We start from the raw sequence: 21,072 nt of genomic DNA on the forward strand, positions 1-21,072 counted from the left end.
GCCCGCTGTGGAAGCGGGCGCGCGCCGGGTGCCGTACGGGGTGGGTCAGGGGTGCAGGGTGCGGTGCCGGTCCAGCTGGGCGTCCTGTTTGTCGAGGCGGGTGTCGTACGTTGCCAGCGGCGCCGCCTTCGCGGGGTCGGCGGCGACGGCGGCCGGGGTGACACCGGCCCAGCGCAGGATGGTCGCGGTGGCCGCCGCGCTCTCGTCGGCCACCAGGCCCGCCACGTTGGAGCCGTGGTTGCCGCCGGGCTGGGTGTAGACGTAGCTGTCGCGGGAGCCCTTGCCGGGGGCGAACCGCTCGGCGCCCCACGGGTCGTTCTGCCCGTAGACGTACATCATCCGGGTGGCGTGGTGGGTGACCCAGGAGTCCACGTCCCGCATGACGCCCTTCTGGAAGGTCATCGGGATGGAGCGGGGCACGAAGTTGCGCGGCGGCTGATAGCCGTACCGGCTCAGCCTGCCGAGCCAGGGCTGCGTGATGTCGGGCGAACCGAGCTGGGTACCGGCCTGGTAGTAGTACGGCGTGTACGTCTCGAGGCCCTGGTCGGCGTAGGCCGAGAAGCCCGAGATGGCGTCCACCGAGTCCCAGATCTCCTGGTCGGTGGCGGTCTTGGCGTCGGCCGGGAGGGAGGCGCAGTCGGCGACCTTGCTGTACTGCCAGAACGCCCAGACGTAGTCCATGACGACGGCCTCGTACGCCTTGTCGAGGGTGCCCACGGTGGTGAAGGTGTAGCCGTTCTCCGCCGCGTACGCCGCGTACTTCTCCTCCAGGGGCGCACGCCGGATCAGGGCCTCACGCTGGACTGCGCTCAGCTTGTCGCGGCACTCCTTCGTACCGACCGTCCTGAAGAAGCGGTCGTACGCGGAGTCCTCGTCGTTCACCACGTCGTCGGGGGCGACGTAGGCGACGACGCCGTCCATGTCCTTCGGGTAGTAGCGCTCGTAGTAGGTCGCGGTCATGCCGCCCTTGGAGCCGCCGGTGGCCAGCCAGTTCTGGCTGTAGATCTTCTTCAGCGCGGTGAACACCCGGTGCTGGTCGCTGGCCGCCTGCCAGATGTCGAGCTTGGACCAGTCGGCGGGCTGGGGGCGCGACGGCGTGAAGAACCGGTACTCCAGCGAGACCTGGTTGCCGTCGACGATCCGGGTGGGCTCGCTGCGGCTCGCCGAGGTGGAGACGTTGTAGCCGCTGGTGTAGAAGACCGTGGGCCGCGAGGTGTCCTTGTGCAGCAGGGTGATCCGCTGCTGGAACGTTCCCTTGGACGGGTGCCGGTGGTCGATCGGCTGCGTGTAGTTCAGCACGAAGTAGCGGTAGCCCGTGACCGGTTTCTCCTCGATCAGGCTCATGCCCGGAACGGCGAGAATGCGGTCCTTGATGTCAACGGTGTCCGCGGTCGCGGTCCCGGTCGCGGTCGCCGTCGCGGGGGTTCCCGCCTGCTCCACGGCCGGCTGCGCGGCGGTGGCCGCTCCGGCCGAGGCGCCCGTCGCACCGACCGTGCCGATCAGTAACGCGAGCGACAGAACACCTCTGAGCGTCTTACGCATACGCACTCCCCTGGGTTCACGACATTGGCCGTGAACCTAGCGGGAGCAACACGCATCACGCCAGACCCAGTTGTCCCGGCGCGGCGCCGCCCGCACCACGCCGGACCCGGTGGCCCGACGCGCCGTCCGCACCACGCCGCGCCGGGGCTCCGCTCATACGGCGGCGGGCTCGTCCTCGCCTATGAAGGTGCGCCACAGCCGGGCGTACCGGCCCTGGAGCGCGAGGAGTTCGTCATGCGAACCGTCCTCCACCACCCGGCCGTGCTCCATCACCACGACCCGGTCCGCGCGCGCCGCGGTGGTCAGCCGGTGGGCGACCACCAGCGTGGTGCGGCGGCCGGTGAGCCGGTCGGTGGCCTGGTTGACCAGGGCCTCACTGGCCAGGTCCAGGGAGGCGGTGGCCTCGTCGAGCAGCAGCACGTCGGGGTCGACCAGCTCGGCGCGGGCCAGCGCGATGAGCTGGCGCTGCCCGGCGGAGAGGTTGCGGCCCCGCTCGGCGACCTCGTGCAGATAACCGCCGTCCAGCGTCGCGATCATGTCGTGCGCGCCGACGGACCGGGCCGCCGCCTCCACGCGGGCGTCGGAGGCGTCCGGAATGCCGTAGGCGATGGCGTCGCGGACCGTACCGGGGAAGAGGTACGACTCCTGCGGGACGACTCCGAGGTGGTGGCGGTACTCCGTCATGTCGAGCCGGCGCAGATCGGTGCCGTCCGCGGTGACCCGGCCGGACGTCGGGTCGTAGAACCGGGCGACCAGCTTGACCAGCGTGGACTTGCCCGCGCCCGTCTCGCCGACGAACGCCACGGTCTGCCCGGCCGGGATGCGCAGGTCGATGCCGGTGAGGGCCTCCTCCTCGTCGCCGTACGCGAAGGAGACGTTCTCGAACGCGATGTCGCCGCGCAGCCCGGTCAGCTCCACCGGCGCGTCGGGGTCGGCGGTGGAGGTCGGCTCGCGCAGCAGCTCCTGGATGCGGCCGAGGGAGACGGTGGCCTGCTGGTAGCCGTCGAAGACCTGGGAGAGCTGCTGCACGGGGGCGAAGAACAGGTCGATGTAGAGGAGGTACGCGACGAGCGCGCCGACCATCAGCGTCCCGTCGTCGACCCGGCCCGCTCCGACGATCAGCACGGCGGCCGAGGCGACGGAGGAGAGCAGCTGGACGAACGGGAAGTAGACCGAGATCAGCCACTGACCGCGCACCCGCGCCTGCCGGTAGTGGGTGGAGCGCTCCGCGAACCGCGCCGCGCCGTCCCGCTCCCGGTTGAACGCCTGCACGATCCGCAGCCCGGAGACGGACTCCTGGAGGTCGGCGTTGACGGCGCCGATCCGCTCACGGGCGAGCTGGTACGCAGCGACGCTCTTGCGGCGGAACACGGCGGTCCCGGCGATCAGGAACGGCAGCGTGGCGAAGACGACGAGGGCGAGCTGGACGTCCAGGACGAGCAGGACCGCCATGATCCCGAAGAAGGTGACGGCGGAGACGAACGCGGTGACCAGACCGGTCTGCAGGAACGACGACAAGGCGTCGACGTCGGTCGTCATCCGGGTCATGATCCGGCCGGTCAGCTCGCGCTCGTAGTAGTCGAGGCCGAGCCGCTGGAGCTGCGAGAAGATCTTGAGCCGCAGCGAGTACAGCACCCGCTCGCCGGTCCGGCCGGTCTTGCGGGTCTCCCCGATCTGCGCCGCCCACTGCACGACGACGGCGGCCAGCGCGAGGAGCGAGGCCGTCCAGATCGCGCCGGTCGACATCTGTGTGACGCCCGAGTCGATGCCGTGCCGGATCAGTACCGGCAGCAGCAGGCCCATCCCGGCGTCCACGGCCACCAGCGCCAGGCTGACCAGCAGCACCGCCCCGAAACCGTGCAGCAGCCTGCGCAGTCCGTACGAGCCCTCCGGGCGGACGGCCCGGTCCTCGTCGATGTCCGGGACGTCCGTCGCGGGAGGCAGCGCCTCCACCTGGGCGAGCAGCTCCGGGGTGGCGGGCATGCCGGCCGTGGCCCGGTCGCGCTCCTGCTCCTTGCGGATCCAGAGCGCCGGGGTGATGCCGCGCTCGGTGTCGAACTCCGCCTCCATCTCCTCCTGGAGCGTCCGGTCGTCCTCCAGCGGCGGAATCCGGGCCGGCCGGTGGCCGGGCGAGGTGCCGCCCAGCTCGTCCGGGTCGGTGAGCAGCCGACGGTAGAGCGCGGAACGCTTCTCCAGCTCCTCGTGGGTGCCGACGTCGGAGAGGCGGCCGTCGTCCAGGACGGCGATGCGGTCGGCGAGGCCGAGGGTGGAGCGCCGGTGGGCGATGAGGAGCGTGGTGCGGCCCGCCATCACCTGCCGCAGGGTCTCGTGGATCTCGTGCTCGACGCGGGCGTCCACGGCCGAGGTGGCATCGTCCAGGACGAGCAGCCGGGGGTCGGTGAGGATCGCGCGGGCCAGGGCGACGCGCTGGCGCTGCCCGCCGGAGAGGGTGAGGCCGTGCTCGCCGACCTTGGTGTCGTACCCCTTCGGCAGGTCGGCGATGAACCGGTCCGCCTGCGCGGCGCGGGCGGCGGCCTCGATCTGCTCCTGGGTGGCGTCGGGGCGTCCGTAGGCGATGTTGGCGCCGACGCTCTCGGAGAAGAGAAAGCTGTCCTCGGGGACGAGCCCGATGGCGGCGCGCAGCGAGCCGAGGGTCAGCTCGCGGACGTCGTGGCCGCCGACGAGGACGGCGCCGTGCGTCACGTCGTAGAAGCGCGGCAGCAGCATGGAGACGGTGGACTTGCCGCTGCCGGACGCGCCGACCAGGGCGACGGTCTCGCCGGGCGCGATGGAGAGGGAGAAGCCCTTGAGGACGGGGCGGTAGTGGGTCTCCTCGGCGTCCTCGTCGCCCGACGTGTCCGCGCCGAGGCCGGGGTCCGCCTCGGGGGCTCCCGGGGGCGTGCCGTAGCCGAAGCCCACGTCGTCGAACTCGACCCCGGCCGGGGCGTCGGCCGGCAGCTCCTTGGTGCCGTCGGCGAACGTCGGCTCGGTGTCGATCAGCTCCAGCACCCGGTCCACACCGGCGCGGGCCTGCTGGCCCACGGTGAGGACCACGGCGAGCATCCGGACCGGCCCGACGAGCTGCGCGAGGTACGAGGAGAACGCGACGAACGTGCCGAGGGTGATCTGGCCCCGGGTCGCCAGCCAGCCGCCGAGCGCCAGCATCGCGACCTGCCCGAGCGCGGGTACCGCCTGGAGCGCGGGGGTGTAGCGGGCGTTCAGCCGGATGGTGCGCATCCGGCCGGCGAACAGCCGGCGGCCCACCTCGCGGAGCTTCCCGGTCTCCTGCTCCTCCTGGCCGAACCCCTTGACGACCCGGACCCCGGAGACGGCCCCGTCGACCACCCCGGCGACTGCGGCGGCCTGGCTCTGGGCGTACCAGGTGGCGGGAAAGAGACGGGCCCGGGAGCGGCGGGCGATGAACCAGATCGCGGGTGCGACGGCGACGGCCACCAGGGTCAGCAGCGGCGAGAGCCACGCCATGATCACCAGGGAGACGAGGAAGAGCAGGACGTTCCCGATGGTCATCGGGAGCATGAAGAGCAGGCTCTGGATGAGCTGGAGGTCGCTGGTGGCCCGGCCGACGACCTGGCCGGTGGAGAGCTCGTCCTGGCGTCTGCCGTCGAGCTTGGTGATCGTCGCGTACATCTCGGTACGGAGATCGTGCTGCACGTCGAGGGCGAGCCGGCCGCCGTAGTAGCGGCGGACGAACGCGGTGACGTAGATGACGACCGCCGCCCCTATCAGCAGGCCGGTCCAGACGGCGAGCGAACGGGTGTGCGTGGTGACGACGTCGTCGATGATCACCTTGGTGATCAGCGGGACCAGCGCCATCACAGCCATCCCGGCGAGGGAGGAGCCGAGCGCCAGGATCACGTCGCGGCGGTAGCGCCAGGCGTAGCCGGTGAGGCGACGGGCCCAGCCCTGGGGGGCCGGGGGCTGTTGCCGGGGGCCGGCGGACCGTCGGGCGGGGGGCCCCGATCGGTCGGGGGTCTGCTCGGGGGGCACCGGTCGTCCGGTGACCGCCCGTTGCCCGGTGGCCCGTTTTCCGGGGCCCGGTTCTCCCGGTCCCTGTTGTTCTGCGCCCGCCACGGATGCCTCCCGATCGCCCTGCTGCCGCCTGCGAACGTGCTGTCGCGTGACGCCACTCCCTCTGATGTTCCGCCACGCACCAACGCGCTGGGCTGCGGATTTCATCCCGCTGCAACAAATGCCGGTCAATGGTCCCGAGGTAAATCACCCGATCGGCTGAAGTCGGGGTTCTCCCCCCTACGCACGTTCGATCCGCGACTACGGTGGGTAATCAAGTCGGCGAGCAGCTCCGCCGGAGGGGCGGAGCCGGAATGCCGGGTCTTCGGGAGTCGGAGGCCACGGCCGAGGGGGACGGGGAGATTCCATGAACGGGGAGAAGCCGAGGACCGAGGCGTACCGCTGCGGTCAGGTGTACGCGGTGATCGAGGTGCTGGAGAGCCTGCACCCGGGCGGCGGCTGGAAGCTGTCCGGGGAGAGCTACCGCGTCGAGACCTCCGTGAAGCCCATGGGCAATCTGCGGATCGCCATGTCGGGGGTGGGCAAGCACTACATCGAGGCGCGCCTCAGGCATCCGGCCGGTGACGTGGACAAGGTCTTCGGCATGCTGAGGGACGCCATGCCGTCGGAGAAGGACTTCCCGGGGAGTCTGGACGGCGAGGGCTCCGCGGAATTCCTCCAGGGCCGGGAGGACCAGATAGCGGTCATCAAGAAGGAGACCGGCCTGCGCCTGCGCTGAGCGCGCACACCGGTCTCCCTTCTCCCGGCCGCCTCCGTCCGGGGCTCCCGGGCGGGGCTCCCGTCCTGGGCTCCCGTCCTGGGCTCCTGTCCTGGGCTCCTGTCCTGGGCTCCTGTCCTGGGCTCCCGTCCGGGCGATCCCCCGGTCAGCGGCCTCCCACCCGGACGCTCCGGTCCTGGCGCCCCCGGGCGGGGGTCTCCGTCCGGGCGCCTCCGGCTACAGATGCGTCGGGGCGAACATCCTGAGCAGTGCCGGGAGCACGACCACGGACGGGCCGGGCTCGGCGAGCGCCTTCGCCAGGTCGGCGGCGAGGGCGTCCGGTGAGGTGCGGACGGCCGGGACGCCGAAGGACTCGGCGAGGGCGACGAAGTCCGGGCGGGCCAGCTCGGTGGCGGTGGCCTCGCCGAAGGCACCCGTCATGTACTCGCGCAGGATGCCGTAGCCGCCGTCGTCGACGATCAGCCAGGTGACCGGGAGGTCGTACTGGCGGGCGGTGGCGAGCTCGGCGATGGAGTACATCGAGCCGCCGTCGCCGGAGACCGCGAGCACCGGCCGGGTCGGGTCGGCTGCGGCCGCTCCGAGGGCCGCCGGGAAGGCGTAGCCGAGACCGCCGGCGCCCTGGGCGGAGTGCATGGTGTTGGGGTGGCGGGCGTCGAAGGCGGACCAGGCCCAGTAGGCCAGGATCGTCATGTCCCAGAAGCTGGGCGCGGTGTCCGGGAGCGCCTCGCGGACGGCGGCCAGGACGCGCTGTTCCAGGGTGAGGTCCTGGGCTTCGATGCGGGCCCGGACCTGCTCCAGCAGGGTCCGGACGCGCATCGGGGCTGTGGGGTCCTCGCGGGTCTCGACCGTTTCCAGGAGGTCGGCGAGGGCCTCGCGGGCGTCCGAGTGGATGCCGAGGGCGGGGTGGTTGGACTCCAGCTTCCCGGCGTCGGCCTCGATCTGGATGACCCGGCCCCGGGGGCTGAAGGTGTGGTAGTTCGAGGAGAGTTCGCCGAGTCCGGAGCCGATGACGAGGAGGACGTCGGCGGACTCCAGGAAGTCGGTGGTGTGCCGGTCCTCCAGCCAGGACTGGAGCGAGAGGGGGTGTTCCCAGGGGAAGGCGCCCTTGCCGCCGAAGGTGGTGACGACCGGGGCGTCCAGCTTCTCGGCGAGGGCGAGCAGCTTGCCGCTCGCGTCGGAGCGGACGACGCCACCGCCCGCGATGATCGCGGGGCGTTCGGCACGGGAGAGCAGCCGGGCGGCGGTGAGCGTCAGCTCGGGGCGCGGGTAGAGCTCGCGCGGGGTGGCGTCCATCGCGGAGACCGGCGGCAGCGTGGTCTCGGCGAGCAGCACGTCCTGCGGGATCTCGATCCAGACCGGCCCGTGCGGGGCGGTGAGGGCCGACTCCCAGGCGGCGGCGATGGCGGAGGGGATCTGTGAGGCGGTCCGCACGGTGTGGACGGACTTCACCACGTCTCGGAAGGAGGCCTTCTGGTCCCGCAGTTCGTGGAGGTAGCCGTGCCGGCCGCCGCCGAGGCCGGCGGTCGGGACCTGGCTGGAGATCGCGAGGACCGGCGCGGAGGCGGCCGCCGCCTCCTGCAGGGCGGCGAGCGAGGTCAGCGCGCCGGGGCCGGTGGAGAGGAGCAGAGGGGCGACCTCTCCGGTGACGCGGCCGTAGGCGTCGGCCGCGAAGCCCGCGTTGTTCTCGACGCGGAGTCCGACGTACGAGAGGGAGGAGCGGCGCAGGGCGTCGAACATGCCGAGCGCGTGCTGGCCGGGCAGGCCGAAGACGGTGGTCGCGCCGAGGCCCTGGAGGGACTCGACGACGAGGTCACCGCCGTTGCGGCCGGGCGGCGGGTTGAGTGCGGCTTCGGCCTGGGCCTCGGTGAGGCGGGGCCGGTCGTCGTGGTCGTGGCTCACTTGGTGCGCGCCTCGGCGATCTGGCGGGACATGATCGTCGTCAGTTCGTACGCGGTGTGCGAGGCGGCGACGGCGGTGATCTCCGCGTGGTCGTACGCGGGTGCCACCTCGACCAGGTCGGCGGAGACGAGGTGGCAGGAGGAGAGGCCACGCACGATTTCGAGGAGTTCGCGGGAGGTGAGGCCGCCGGCCTCGGGGGTGCCGGTGCCGGGCGCGTGGGCCGGGTCGAGCACGTCGATGTCGATGGAGATGTAGAGCGGCCGGTCGCCGATGCGCTGGCGGAGCTGGTCGGTGATCTCGTCCACTCCGCGCCGCATCACGTCGGCGGAGGTCACGATGCCGAAGCCAAGCTTGGCGTCGTCGGTGAGGTCCTGCTTGCCGTAGAGCGGGCCGCGGGTACCGACGTGCGAGAGGGCGGAGGTGTCGAGGATGCCCTCTTCTACGGCCCGGCGGAACGGGGTGCCGTGGGTGTACTCGGCGCCGAAGTAGGTGTCCCAGGTGTCCAGGTGGGCGTCGAAGTGGAGGAGGGCGACGGGGCCGTGCTTCTTGGCGACGGAACGCAGCAGCGGCAGCGCGATGGTGTGGTCGCCGCCGAGGGTCATCAGCCGGGCGCCGGTGGAGAGCAGGTCGTCGGCGGCGGCCTCGATCGTCTCGACGGCCTCGTTGATGTTGAACGGGTTGGCCGCGATGTCACCGGCGTCGGCGACCTGCGCCAGCGCGAACGGCGAGGCGTCCTGGGCCGGGTTGTAGGGGCGCAGGAGGCGCGAGGCCTCGCGGATCGCGTTGCCGCCGAAGCGGGCGCCGGGGCGGTAGGAGACACCGGTGTCGAAGGGCACGCCGACGACGGCGACGTCGGTGGTGCCGACCTCGTCGAGCCGGGGCAGCCGGGCGAACGTCGCGGGACCGGCGTACCGGGGCACACGGGAGGAGTCGATGGGGCCGCGAGGCGTTTCGCTGCTGCTCATGGAGGGCCTTCTTTCGGGTCGTTCGGGGTGTTCCGGGGTGGGGGGCGCGGGTGCGGAGGTTCCGGAGCCTCCGCACCCCGGGGAGTGGTCGCCCGCCCGGGTGCGGAGGTCCGGGGAGCCTCCGCACCGGGTGGGCGGTGGCCGCCGCCGGTGGGACTGAACCGGTGGTGGCCGTGGGTCGGCCGGTCGTACCCGGACTCCTCTGCGCGACCGAGGGGGCGGTCGGCGGCGGGAGCACGGTCGAGGGGTCCGGCGCGGGTGGTCTCGTGGGTCTCGTGGGTCTCGTGGGTCTCGTGGGTGGTCTACACGGTGGCCGGCTCCTGGGCGGAGCCGCCGGCGGCGGAGGTGCCCCCGTCGCGGCCTCCGTCCCGGCCTCCGTCGCCCCCCTCGCGTCCGGCCAGGCGTTCCCGCCAGGCGTTGAGCACGGCGGGGTCGGTGGGCCTGGTGGCCAGCGAGACGACGACGTACACGGCGAGCGAGAGGAGCAGTCCGTAGTAGACGGGTTCATTGGCAAGGATGCCGTACACCCCCATCAGGACGACGACCGCTACCCCGCCGACGCCGACCGCGGCCAGCGCCCCGGGCGCGGTGCCCCGGCGCCAGAGCAGTCCGCCGAGGATCGGCACGAGGAGTCCGGCGACGAGGAGGTTGTACGCGACGGTGAGGGCTTCGACGACGTCGTTGAGGGCGATGGCGATGAGGATGACGGCGACGCCCATGATGAGGATGAACGCACGGTTGCCCCGCACCTCGTCGTGCCCGCCTTCCGCTGCCTCCGCTGCCTCCGCGCCCGTTGCGCCGGCGCCCCCTGCCTCCGCTCCGTGCGCGGCTCCCGCCCCCCGGCCGATCGTGCTGCGCAGCCGGGACCAGATGTCGTTGTTGGCGACGGTGGCGCAGGCGATCAGCGCGCCGGAGGAGGTGGACATCACGGCGGCGAGGGCGGCGGCCAGGACGAGCCCGCGCACGCCGACCGGCAGCTCGTCCTTGACGATGGTGGCGAACGCGGAGTCGGCGCTCGGCAGCTTCGGGTACATCACCTTCGCGGCGGTGCCGATGACGGCTCCGGCGACGGCGTAGACGAGGCAGTAGGTACCGGCGACGGTGCCGCCCCAGCGGGCCGTGCGGTCGCTGCGCGCGGTGAACACGCGCTGCCAGATGTCCTGGCCGATCAGCATGCCGAAGGTGTAGATCAGCACGTACGTGAAGATCGTTTCGCCGCCGATGCCGAGCGGGTCGAAGTACTCCGTGGGCAGCTTGGCCTTCATCTCGCTGAACCCGCCCGCCTTGACGACCGCGATGGGCAGCAGCAGGAGGAGCACGCCGATCGTCTTGACGACGAACTGCACCATGTCCGTGATCGTGATCGACCACATGCCGCCGAGCGTCGAGTAGGCGACGACGATCGCCCCGCCGAGCACGATGGCGACGGTCCGGTCGAGGTCGAAGATGACGTCGAAGATCGTGGCGTAGGCGATGGTCGAGGTGACGGCGAGCATGAGCGTGTACGCCCACATGACCACGCCGGAGATGATCCCGGCCCGGCCGCCGTAGCGGAGGTCGAGCATCTCGGAGACGGTGTAGACCTTCAGCCGGGCGATCCGCGCGGAGAAGAAGACCGACAGGGCGAGCAGGCCGAGGCCGATGGTGACGACCATCCACGCCCCGGAGAGGCCGTACTGGTAGCCCAGGCCGACGCCGCCGATCGTGGAGGCGCCGCCGAGGACGATGGCGGCCATGGTGCCGGAGTACATCCAGGGTCCGAGCCTGCGCCCGGCCACCAGGAACTCGCTCTTGGACTTGGCGCGGCGCATGCCCCACCAGCCCATGGCGAGCATGCCGGCCAGATAGACCACGATCACCGCGTAGTCGACAGCCATGGGCGTCCCTCCATCTCAGTCGGTCGGGTGCGCACGCCGGGTCGTTCCGCTTGTGCCGCTCGTTCCGCCACACGCCCGCGCCGGGCGCCCCGGTGTCCCGGCCTTCCGTGACCGGGCGTCCTGCGGGGCTGCCGTTCCGGCAGGTGGTCCCCGGTGTCCCGGACGACGGGTGTCCGCCCCGCGGGGGCTCATGCGTCTCGTACGACTCGTGCGCCCTGATGACGGTAGGTGGCCGGTAGGCGGCGCTGAAGTGTACGTTTCCTCCATCCTTGACGTACACGATGGAGCAACCATCCATGCCGGACTCCCCCGTGGGCCCCTTCCCGGCCCCTGAACCCACCGGACCGGCGGGACCGTCCTCCCCCGCCGCACCCCCCGCACCCGCCGGGCCGCCCACGCCGCCCGTCTCCCTGGGCGCGCTGCTGGCCCGCGAGGAGCTGGGGCTGCGCAGGATCGCCGGACCCGAGCGGGCCGAGCTGCTCTGGGTGCACACCTCGGAGATGGCGGACCCGTACCCCTATCTCCTCGGCGGCGAGCTGCTGCTGAGCGCGGGCGTGCTGCTGACCGACCCGGACCGGTACGTCTCGCGGGTGGTGGAGGCGGGCGCGGCGGCGCTGGGTTTCGGGGTGCGGCCGGTGCACGAGTCCGTACCGCCGGGGCTGGCGGAGGCGTGCGAGCGGTACGGGCTGCCGCTCCTCGAGGTGCCGCCGGAGACCACGTTCACCTCGGTCGCCCGCGCGGTGTGGCAGCTGATGGCGGACGCCCGCCACCAGGAGCTGCGCCGGACGGCCCGCGCCCAGCAGGCCCTCGCGTCGGCGGCGGCCCGCCCCGACCCGGTGCCCGCGGTGCTCCATCAGCTGGCGGCCCAGCTGGGCGGGCGGGCGGTGCTGCTGAGCCCGGAGGGCGACGAGATCCACACGGCGGGCGCCCGTACAGCTCCGGCGGTGCGTACCGCGCTCTCCCGGCTGGCCCGGGTGGTCGCCCCGCAGGAGCGCCGGGCCGCTCCGGCATCCGCCACCGAGACGGTGGACGGTACCCATCTGTCGGCGTACGCGCTGGGCGGCGGACAGGGTCTGGTGCTCGCCCTCGCCACCGGCCCCCGCGAGCCCGGCGACCACACGGTGGCGGGCATGGCCGTCGTCCTGCTCTCCCTGCTGGCCGCCCCGCACCAGGGGGCGGGCTCGGCGGACCGTTCGGCCGCGCTGGTACGGATGCTGCTCGGTGCCGCCCCCGGGGACGTGGCACCGCTGCTCGGCTCGGAGGGCCCGTGGACCGTGGTGCACGCCCGCCGCACGAGGAGCGGCAGCCCCGCCCCGCTCACCGCGGGGACTCTCGGCGCCTCCCTCGGTTCGGCCCTGGTCGACACGGGCCGCCGTCCGGAGGAGGCGGTACGCGTCCTGCTCACGGACACCGCCCGGCTCACCCCGCAGCCCGGCTGGGTGCTCGGCGCCTCCGACCCCGTACCGCTCGACGGGATCGCGGCGGCGGACACGCGGGCGTCCCGGGCGCTGGCCCGCGCGGAGGCGACCCGTACCCCGCTGCTGCTCCACCGCGCGGACCGGGGCCTGACCGACCTGCTCACCGGCGAGGCGGCCGAGGCCCATGCCCGTACCCTGCTCGCCCCGCTGTCGGCGCCCCTGCGCGAGACCCTGCGCTGCTGGCTGTCCCTGCACGGCAGCTGGGACCGTACGGCGGTGGCCCTCAAGATCCACCGCAACACGGTCCGCCAGCGCGTCGGCCGCTGTGCGGAGCTGCTGGGCACGGACCTGGACGACATGGACGTACGGACGGAGCTGTGGTTCGCCCTACGGGTCCGCGGGTGACGGGAGGGCGGGGGCCGGGAAGACGCGAGGGCGGGGCGCCGAGGGCGGCGGGTCGCTGTCTCAGGTGAGGGCCGGGCGGCTGTAGTCGGGCAGGTCCACGGTGGAGCTGACCTTCTCCCCCAGCTTGAGCATTCCGTTCAGGAACAGCGGGCGGGAGAGCACGGTGTCCCGGAACCGGATGCCTGCGGCGGTGCGGGGCGCGAAGAACTTTCCGGTCCGGTCGCCACCCGTCTGGCAGCCCCTGGCGTACTTCCGCAGCCTGTTCTCGTACCGGGTGAAGGCGGCCCGGTGGTCGCCCCGGGAGCGCGCGAGTTCACCGGCCAGCACGTAGGCGGCGACCACCGCGGTTCCCGTGCCCATGCCGCCGATCGTGGCCCCGCAAGCGGCGTCCCCGACCAGGCAGATCCGCCCCGAGGACCAGGTGTCCACGTCGGCCCGGCTGATCGAGTCGAAGTACAGCTCGGGGGCCTCCCGCAGCGACGCGAGCAGGCGGGGAACCTCCCAGCCGAGGCCTGAGTACGCGTCGGCGATGAGGCGTTTCTGCTGCTCGGGGTCGTGGCGGTCGTAAGCCAGTTCGGGCGACGCGAACACGAAGAACGCTCCCGCCAGGCCCGGGTTCCGCCCGTCGACACCGACCCCGGCGTACCGCCCCGGGGTGCTGTGGCCGATCGAGCCCTCCCCTTCCCGGAGGCCCAGGACGTTGGGGAGTTGCCAGGTGGCCGCGTAGTGGCCGAGGTGGCGCACGTACTTCTCCTCCCGGCCGAAGGCGAGCCGGCGGACGTGGGAGTGGAGCCCGTCCGCCCCGACGACCAGGCCGAACTCGCGCGTGGCTCCGTGCCGGAAGTCGACCCGGACGCCGGAGTCCGTCTCGGTGAGGCCGGTGATCGAGTCGCCGAAGAGGTACTCGGTGTCCGGGAGGCTGTGTTCGTACAGCGCCCGGGCCAGGTCACCGCGGAGCACCTCCAGCTCGCCGCCGGTGAACTCGGCGGGCAGCCGCAGCAGCGTGCGGCCGGTGGCGTCGACGAAGCGCACCGGGCTGCCGCCGGTCTGCACCCGGCGCAGCGCGGGGAGCAGGCCCATGCGCTCCAGCACGGTCAGGTGCGTCTCGCCCCGGAAGTCGACGGCCTGGCCGCCACCGCGCAGGGCGGGGGCGAGCTCGACGACGGTGGGCTTGAAACCGTGGCGTCCCAGCCAGTAGGCCAGCGCCGGTCCGGCAATGCTCGCGCCGGAGATGAGGACGTTGTCGTTCACGGGCTCGTTCCTGTTCACGGTCGCCTCCGCGGAGAAACTGTGTCCGGTGGACACTGACAATAACTGTGTACCTTAGACACAGATGGTTGGCAAGGCCCGGCGGCGTCGAGGGAACGGCAGACATGGGTAGCGAACACACCGAGCACGGCGGACACGGCGGACACGGCGGACACGGCGGACACGCCAAACGCGACGGACATCCCGGCCCCGACGGTCACGACAGCCGCGACGGACACCCCGGCCCCGACGGTCACGACAGCCGCGACGGACACGCCGAACTGGTGCGACTCCTGTGGGGCCCACACCCCCAGCCCGCACGCGGCCCCCGACCCAAGCTGGACCTGGAGCGCATCGCGCGCGCCGCGATCGAGATCGCCGATCCGGACGGGCTGGCCGAGGTCTCCATGCAGCGGGTCGCCGCCCAACTGGGCGTGACGAAGATGGCGTTGTACCGGTACGTACCGGGCAAGGCCGAGCTGGTCGCCCTGATGGTGGACGCCGCGATCGGCCCGTACCCGGCGGCGGAGGCCGAGGCCGGTGACTGGCGGGAGCAGCTGGCGGAGTGGGCCCGCCGGCTGATCGCCGTCTTCCAGCAGCACCCCTGGGCCCTGGAGGCCGCCGTCGGGCCGCGCGTCCTGGGCCCCGGCGAACTGTCCTGGATGGAACGCGCCGTGTCGGCCCTGGACGGCACGGGCCTGAGCGGCGCCGAACGGATGGACACGGCCGTACTGTTGGCGAGTCACGCGCGCGGCGTCACCCAACAGTCCCGCGCGGCAGGCACCACGGGGAACCCCGAGGCCCAACTCGGGTCGATACTGGGCGATTTGATGCGCACGCACGGTGAGCGGTTTCCCGCACTCGCCGAGGCCCTCGCGTCGGCCGCCCGGAACGAGGAGCAGGACCAGGCGTGGGAGTTCGGCCTCCGGTGCATCCTGGACGGCGTAGCCGCACTCGTCGACGCCCGCGCGAGGCGGACCGGCTGACCAGCCGCCAGAATCCGCAGGGAGACGACAGGCCTACGACGCACCCACCGCCGACCGGGGATGCACCGGGGGGGGCGGGCGTTCAGCAGCGACGGGGAGCGGGGATGCATACCCTCGCACTACCAGCCCCCGGCCCCGCCCCGCTCCCCGAAAACCTAGGGGTACCCACCACCCCACCGCCGGGCGGAGGATCATCCCGCGACGTGCGCGGCGACGTGCGCGGCATCACCCTGGACAGCTCCGTGACCGCCGGGTAACTTCGGTGAAAGCTGAGCAAGCGCTTAGACATGATCTCTGAACAACCAGCCCACCGAAGCCACGCACCCGACCAAGGAGGCACCCCGTGCGCCGTACGGTATTCAACGAGGACCACGAGGCGTTCCGGGACACCATCCGCGCCTTCATCGAGGCCGAGGTCGTCCCTGTGTACGACGAGTGGTTCACGTCCGGTCTGGTGCCGCGTGACTTCTACTACAAGCTGGCCGAGCTGGGCATCTTCGGCATCGAGGTGGACGAGGAGTACGGCGGCGCCGGTATCGAGTCGTTCAAGTTCGAGGCGATCATCTCCGAGGAGACCGCCCGCGCGGCCGTCTCCTTCGGCGGTTCCGGCGTGCACGTGCTGCTCTGCCTGCCCTACCTCAAGGCGTACGCCACGAAGGAGCAGAAGGAGCGCTGGCTGCCGGACTTCGTGACCGGCAGGACGATGTACGCCATCGCGATGACCGAGCCGGGCACGGGCTCCGACCTGGCCGGGATGAAGACGACCGCCAAGCTCTCCGAGGACGGCACGCACTACGTCCTCAACGGCGCGAAGACCTTCATCACCGGTGGTGTGCACGCGGACCGCGTGATCGTCTGCGCCCGTACCGACGCCCCGAAGGCCGACGACCGCCGTCACGGCATCTCCCTGCTGGTGGTCGACACCAAGGCCGAGGGCTACTCGGTCGGCCGCAAGCTCGACAAGCTGGGCCTGCGCACCTCGGACACCGCCGAGCTGTCGTTCGTGGACGTCAAGGTCCCGGTCGAGGACCTGCTCGGCGAGGAGAACAAGGGCTTCTCCTACCTCGGCCAGAACCTCCCGCAGGAGCGCCTGGGCATCGCGGTCAACGCGTACTCGCAGGCCAAGGCCGCCGTCCGGTTCGCCCAGAGTTACGTCTCCGAGCGCACCGTCTTCGGCAAGCCGGTCGCCGCGTTCCAGAACACCAAGTTCGAACTGGCCGCCTGCCAGGCCGAGGTGGACGCCGCCGAGGCCGTCGTGGACCGGGCGATCGAGGCCCTGGACGCCAAGGAGCTCACCGCGGCCGAGGCTGCCTCCGCCAAGCTGTTCTGCACCGAGGTCGCCCACCGGGTGATCGACAAGTGCCTCCAGCTGCACGGCGGTTACGGCTACATGAACGAGTACCCGATCGCGCGCCTCTACGCCGACAACCGTGTCAACCGCATCTACGGTGGTACCAGCGAGGTCATGAAGTCCATCATCGCCAAGTCCATGGGCCTGTAGGGCACTCGGACACGCGGGCCCGACACGATCCAGGACGGCTACGTTCCTCCCATGAGCGAAGCACTTGATTCCCTGCTCGATCTGCTCGACCTGGAGCGGATCGAGCGGGACATCTTCCGGGGCGCCAGCCGCTCGGCGGTGGTGCCCCGGGTGTTCGGCGGCCAGGTCGCGGCGCAGGCGCTGGTCGCGGCCGGCCGGACCGTGCCCGACGGCTGCCAGGCGCACTCCCTCCACTCGTACTTCCTGCGGATGGGCGACCCCGGCGCGCCGATCGTCTACAGCGTCGACCGCATCCGCGACGGCCGGTCCTTCACCACCCGCCGGGTCGTCGCGGTGCAGCACGGGCAGCCGATCTTCCACCTCTCCGCGTCCTTCCAGACGTACGAGGAGGGGCTGGAGCACCAGGTCGCCGTACCGGACGCCCCGGACCCGGAGACCCTGCCGACGGCCGCTGAGATGATGCCCCGGTACGCCGACCGCTTCACCGACCCCGGGATGATCGACCGGGTGCTGGAGGCGCGGGCGGCGGTGGACCTGCGGTACGTGGAGGCGCCGCCGTTCGCCACCGCCGGGCAGCCCCGCGAGCCCCGCTCCCAGGTGTGGTTCCGTACCCGGGGCAAGCTCGCCGACGACCCGCTGCTGCACGTCTGCCTGGCGACGTACGTCTCCGACATGACGCTGCTCGACTCCGTGCTGCTGGCCCACGGGCGCGGCGGCTGGGCGGTCGGCGACGTGGTCGGCGCGAGCCTGGACCACGCGATGTGGTTCCACCGGCCGTTCCGGGCGGACGAGTGGCTGCTGTACGACCAGGAGTCGCCGACCTCGTCCGGCGGGCGCGGACTCGGCCAGGCGCGGATCTGGACGCAGGACGGGCGCCTCGCGATCACCGTGATCCAGGAGGGCCTGATCCGCACCCCGCGCGGGCAGTGATCCCGGGGGCACGGCCCGCACGCCGGTACGGAGTGTCCCGCCGCATCGCGGACATACTCGCCACCATGAGTGCCGAGAATCCTCAGGACGCCGCCCGTCCGGAGAGCCCCGAGAAGCCCGGACCATCCGGGACGCCCGAGAAGTCCGAGGAGTCCACGGCCACCGTGGTCGTCGCGGCGGCCGCCAACCTCGGCATCGCCGTGGCGAAGGCGGTCGCGGGGCTGATCAGCGGTTCGAGCGCGATGCTCTCGGAGGCCGCGCACTCGGTCGCCGACACCGTCACCGAGGTCATGCTCCTCACCGCCCTCAAGCGCAGCGAGAAGCCGGCCGACGAGGAACACCCGCTGGGCTACGGCCCCGAGCGCTACATCTGGGCGATGCTCGCCTCGATCGCCACCTTCGTCGGCGGCGCGGTGTTCTCGATCTACGACGGGGTGCACACCCTCGTGCAGGGCGAGGAACTGGGCGATCCGCTCGTCTCGTACATCGTGCTGGCCGTCGCCTTCCTGCTGGAGGGCTTCTCGCTGCGGACGGGCGTCAGGCAGGTGCGCCGCGAGGCCGCACGGCTGCACGCCCCCGCCGCGCACTACCTGCGGCACACCCCGGACACGGCGGTGAAGGCCGTCGTCATGGAGGACTCGGCGGCGCTGGCCGGGCTGGTCCTCGCGGCGGGCGGCCTGCTCGGCGGAGAGCTGACCGGCTCCGGGGTGTGGGACGGGATCGCGTCCGTGCTGATCGGCCTCCTGCTGGTGTACGTGGCCTGGGTACTGGGCCGGTCCAACGCGCAACTGCTCATCGGCCGGCCACTGCCCGAGGCGATGCGGGCCGGAGTCCGGGCCGAACTGCTCACCGTGCCGAACATCGTCCAGGTACTGGAGCTGACCACCCTGATCCAGGGGCCGACGGAGATCCTGATCGCCGCGAAGATCGACTTCCGGGACCTGGCGAGCGCCGCCGACGTGGAGTGGGCCTGCGAGCGGGCCGAGCGGCAACTGCGGGAGCGCTTCCCGTCGGTGAAGCGGGTGTACCTGGACCCGACGCCGGGCCCGGAGCAGCGGCGGGAGCGGGAAGAGAGTGCGTCGGCGGGGTGACCTCGGTCCCCCGGCAGGCCCGGGACTCCCGGACGACCGGCGGCACCGGCAGGATCACCGCGTGACCGGTCCCTCGGGGGGCGCGTCGGCCCCCTCCGCCGCCACCTTCCGCGCCAGCGCCTCGCGCAGTCCGGTGAGGCGGGCGATCTCCGCGTCGAGGGCGGCGAGCCGTTGGCCGACGACTCCGGGCGATCCGGGCCCGGTCGAGGCGCAGCGCACCGGTCGGCCCGAGGTCAGCAGGTGGAGGCGGTCGGCGCAGGCCTGTACGTCCGCCACGGTGAGTCCGGCGGCGAGCAGGTCGCGGATGACGCGGACCCGGGCGATGTCCTCGGGGCCGTACTCGCGTTGGCCGGAGGAGGTCCGGGCGGGCGGGGCGAGCAGGCCGCGCTGTTCGTAGAAGCGCAGGGCCCGCAGAGTCGTCCCCACCACCGCAGCCGCGTCGCCGATCCGCATCCCGCACCGCCCCCGTCGCCCTCGCCCCGGGGATACGCTCCCCGGCCCCGTCAGGAGAACACTTCCACCACGACACCGCCGAAATGCCGTCCCTCGACGAATTGCTGGAAGGCGAGCGGGGCGTTCTCCAGCCCCGCGACGGGGGTGTACGGGAAGCGGATCGCGCCCGAGCGCAGCCAGGCGCCGAACCGCCGGGTCCACTCCGCCTCGACGTCCGGGTGGTCGCCGCCGGTGTAGCCGCGTAGGGAGACGCCCTTCACGATCAGCCGGTACGTGTCGATCTCGGCGGGGGCGCTGCCTCCGCCGCGCCGGGCGTCCAACTGCCCGGAGAGCGCGCCGACGAGGGCGAAGCGGGCGCCCGGCCGGGCCGCGTCGACCGCCGCCGTGAGCTGCTCGCCGCCGACGAGATCCAGCAGCACGTCGATGCCCCCGGGCGCCGCCTCGGCCAACTGCCCGGCGAAGTCTCCGGTTCCGCGCACCACGACGGCGTCGTAGCCGAGTTCGGCCACCAGCCGCTCGGCCTTGGCGGGCGAGCCGGTGGTGCCGACGACCCGGCCCGCGCCCAGCAGCCGGGCGATCTGCCCGGCGAGGCTGCCGACCGCACCGGCCGCCCCCGTGACGAGCACGGTGTCGCCGGGGCGGACGTCGGCGAGCCGGGTCAGCGCGCCGTACGCCGACGCGCCCTGGGCGAGGCGGGCGACCGGGTCGGGCAGTTCGTCGCCGAGCGGCAGCACCTGTCCGGCGGGCAGGACGGCGTACTCCCGCCAGCCGAGCAGATGCGTCACCCGGTCGCCCGGCCGCAGCGGACCGCCGTCGGGCGCGGAGACGACCTCGCCCACCGCCGGGCCGATGACGGTGTCCCCGCCGCGCAGCGGGGGCAGCGGCACCCCGTCGTTCTCGGTGCCCATCAGGGTGCGCAGCCCGGCGAAGAGGGCGAAGTGGCTGTTGCGGACCAGCACTTCGCCGGGCCCGGGCTGCGGGAGCGGGGCGTCCACGACGGTGAAGTGCTTGGCCTCGGGCAGCCCGTCGGGCGTCATGGCGAGGCGGATCTCACGGGAGGTACGGGGCAGTTCGGCGGACATCGCGGGCTCCTGGTGTTCGCGCGACGGAGGGCGGCGGGATGTACCCGCCCAACGGGTGCGAGGAAACTAGCCCTTGACCCGCGCGTCAGGGTCAAGCGGTTGCGTGGGAGGAGAGCGGGTGGAGCTCGAACGGGCGGTGGCCCGGGCCCCCTGAGCCCGGGCCACCGCAGATGAACGCCAACGGACAGCCGAAGCTGTGGTCGGTTCTTGCCGGAGACCCCATGGCCACCCTCAATACTCGACTGGGAATTTCATGAAGTACCGCAGACCACAACGGGTCGCCGTTGGAATACTTGTCCTCACCGTCGCCACAGCCATGCTCATAGTGATGCCACTTTTCGTCTTCGCCGGCGACGTGGGGCAGATTGCCGAAATAATGGCGCCCTTTCCGCTGGTCGCATACTTCGCGGGGTTCTTCTACATCCGCCCCTACGTTCAGGTGACCCCGAGAGAAGTGATCGTCAGGAACTTCGTGACTCTCTACCGGATTCCGAGGAGTCCCACGGTAAAAAGGCTGGGAATTCGCGCAGTCAGCCTCGACGCGCAGGGGTACGGAGAGATTCCAGCGCTTGCCCATACGGCAGGCATCACTGCGAAACGGCAGTGCCAGAAGCTGGCTGCCGCGCTCACGGAAAGGCCTCCCGCCCCGACGGATACTGCCCCCGAAGAGTGCGCAGTGGAGAAGACCCGGCCTGCGGGGGCGGCCGAGATAGTCATGTTCGGGGCAACTCTCTCCCTTTGCGTCCTCTCCATCGCGGGGGCTTGAGGTGCCGGGGAAGAAGGAGACAACTCCCTTCGACGGGCGCTTCGGGGCGAGAACCCGGGAGCAGAAACTCAACGCCCTCACTCGCTGACCGTCGCCGTTCTCATTCGGCCCGTCGCTTCATACCTCGGTTCCGGAGAATTC

General features: G+C 72.1%; 15 protein-coding genes. 7 read left to right on the plus strand and 8 right to left on the minus strand.

What is annotated here, in order from left to right:
• Window positions 1-45 precede the first annotated feature (45 nt).
• Both ACWCSV_RS31190 and ACWCSV_RS31195 read right to left on the minus strand, forming a co-directional pair.
• Window positions 46-1,542, minus strand: a complete 1,497-nt coding sequence (locus ACWCSV_RS31190; RefSeq protein WP_451147988.1) for a S28 family serine protease — start codon at window positions 1,540-1,542, stop codon at window positions 46-48.
• 153 nt (window positions 1,543-1,695) lie between these two features.
• The gene (locus tag ACWCSV_RS31195; protein ID WP_451147990.1) at window positions 1,696-5,550 is read right to left on the minus strand and encodes an ABC transporter ATP-binding protein; all 3,855 of its coding nucleotides are present in this window, start codon (window positions 5,548-5,550) and stop codon (window positions 1,696-1,698) included.
• A gap of 388 nt (window positions 5,551-5,938) precedes the next feature.
• Between ACWCSV_RS31195 and ACWCSV_RS31200 the strand changes: the two genes are divergently transcribed.
• A complete protein-coding gene (locus ACWCSV_RS31200) occupies window positions 5,939-6,310 on the plus strand; it encodes a hypothetical protein (RefSeq protein ID WP_451147992.1) in 372 nt (123 codons plus the stop codon).
• 216 nt (window positions 6,311-6,526) lie between these two features.
• Here ACWCSV_RS31200 and ACWCSV_RS31205 read toward each other — a convergent pair whose 3' ends face one another.
• The 3 genes from ACWCSV_RS31205 to ACWCSV_RS31215 form a co-directional block, all read right to left on the minus strand.
• Window positions 6,527-8,209 carry a thiamine pyrophosphate-binding protein gene (locus ACWCSV_RS31205; RefSeq protein ID WP_451147994.1) on the minus strand — a complete coding sequence of 561 codons (1,683 nt, stop codon included), beginning with the start codon at window positions 8,207-8,209 and terminating at the stop codon, window positions 6,527-6,529.
• On the minus strand, window positions 8,206-9,174 hold the full coding sequence (gene speB, locus ACWCSV_RS31210) for an agmatinase (RefSeq protein WP_328721570.1): 969 nt from the start codon (window positions 9,172-9,174) through the stop codon (window positions 8,206-8,208). The genes ACWCSV_RS31205 and speB overlap by 4 nt, the downstream gene beginning before the upstream one ends.
• Before the next feature lie 302 nt (window positions 9,175-9,476).
• The gene (locus tag ACWCSV_RS31215; protein ID WP_451147996.1) at window positions 9,477-11,051 is read right to left on the minus strand and encodes a sodium:solute symporter; all 1,575 of its coding nucleotides are present in this window, start codon (window positions 11,049-11,051) and stop codon (window positions 9,477-9,479) included.
• Between the two features lie 296 nt (window positions 11,052-11,347).
• Here ACWCSV_RS31215 and ACWCSV_RS31220 point away from each other — a divergent pair, with 296 nt between their 5' ends.
• Window positions 11,348-12,874 carry a PucR family transcriptional regulator gene (locus ACWCSV_RS31220; protein ID WP_451147998.1) on the plus strand — a complete coding sequence of 509 codons (1,527 nt, stop codon included), beginning with the start codon at window positions 11,348-11,350 and terminating at the stop codon, window positions 12,872-12,874.
• A 60-nt stretch (window positions 12,875-12,934) separates the two neighbouring features.
• Here ACWCSV_RS31220 and ACWCSV_RS31225 read toward each other — a convergent pair whose 3' ends face one another.
• Window positions 12,935-14,125, minus strand: coding sequence for an FAD-dependent monooxygenase (locus ACWCSV_RS31225; protein ID WP_451148000.1), 1,191 nt, complete (start codon window positions 14,123-14,125; stop codon window positions 12,935-12,937).
• Between the two features lie 122 nt (window positions 14,126-14,247).
• Here ACWCSV_RS31225 and ACWCSV_RS31230 point away from each other — a divergent pair, with 122 nt between their 5' ends.
• The 4 genes from ACWCSV_RS31230 (at window position 14,248) to ACWCSV_RS31245 (ending at window position 18,630) form a co-directional block, all read left to right on the plus strand.
• On the plus strand, window positions 14,248-15,108 hold the full coding sequence (locus ACWCSV_RS31230; RefSeq protein WP_451148002.1) for a TetR/AcrR family transcriptional regulator: 861 nt from the start codon (window positions 14,248-14,250) through the stop codon (window positions 15,106-15,108).
• A gap of 343 nt (window positions 15,109-15,451) precedes the next feature.
• A complete protein-coding gene (locus ACWCSV_RS31235) occupies window positions 15,452-16,609 on the plus strand; it encodes an acyl-CoA dehydrogenase family protein (protein ID WP_451148004.1) in 1,158 nt (385 codons plus the stop codon).
• Between the two features lie 51 nt (window positions 16,610-16,660).
• A complete protein-coding gene (locus ACWCSV_RS31240) occupies window positions 16,661-17,539 on the plus strand; it encodes an acyl-CoA thioesterase (protein WP_451148006.1) in 879 nt (292 codons plus the stop codon).
• 65 nt (window positions 17,540-17,604) lie between these two features.
• Window positions 17,605-18,630, plus strand: coding sequence for a cation diffusion facilitator family transporter (locus ACWCSV_RS31245; RefSeq protein WP_451148008.1), 1,026 nt, complete (start codon window positions 17,605-17,607; stop codon window positions 18,628-18,630).
• Window positions 18,631-18,684: 54 nt separating this feature from the next.
• Here the strand turns inward: ACWCSV_RS31245 and ACWCSV_RS31250 are convergent, their stop codons facing one another.
• Both ACWCSV_RS31250 and ACWCSV_RS31255 read right to left on the minus strand, forming a co-directional pair.
• The gene (locus ACWCSV_RS31250) at window positions 18,685-19,083 is read right to left on the minus strand and encodes a MerR family transcriptional regulator (RefSeq protein ID WP_451148010.1); all 399 of its coding nucleotides are present in this window, start codon (window positions 19,081-19,083) and stop codon (window positions 18,685-18,687) included.
• 50 nt (window positions 19,084-19,133) lie between these two features.
• Window positions 19,134-20,165 (minus strand): zinc-binding dehydrogenase, encoded by a 1,032-nt coding sequence (locus ACWCSV_RS31255; RefSeq protein ID WP_451148012.1) that lies wholly within the window; start codon window positions 20,163-20,165, stop codon window positions 19,134-19,136.
• A gap of 253 nt (window positions 20,166-20,418) precedes the next feature.
• On the opposite strand from ACWCSV_RS31255, the gene ACWCSV_RS31260 reads away from it, so the two are divergent.
• A complete protein-coding gene (locus ACWCSV_RS31260) occupies window positions 20,419-20,931 on the plus strand; it encodes a hypothetical protein (protein ID WP_451148014.1) in 513 nt (170 codons plus the stop codon).
• Window positions 20,932-21,072: the final 141 nt, after the last annotated feature.

The organism is Streptomyces sp. NPDC001770 (genome assembly GCF_053596135.1).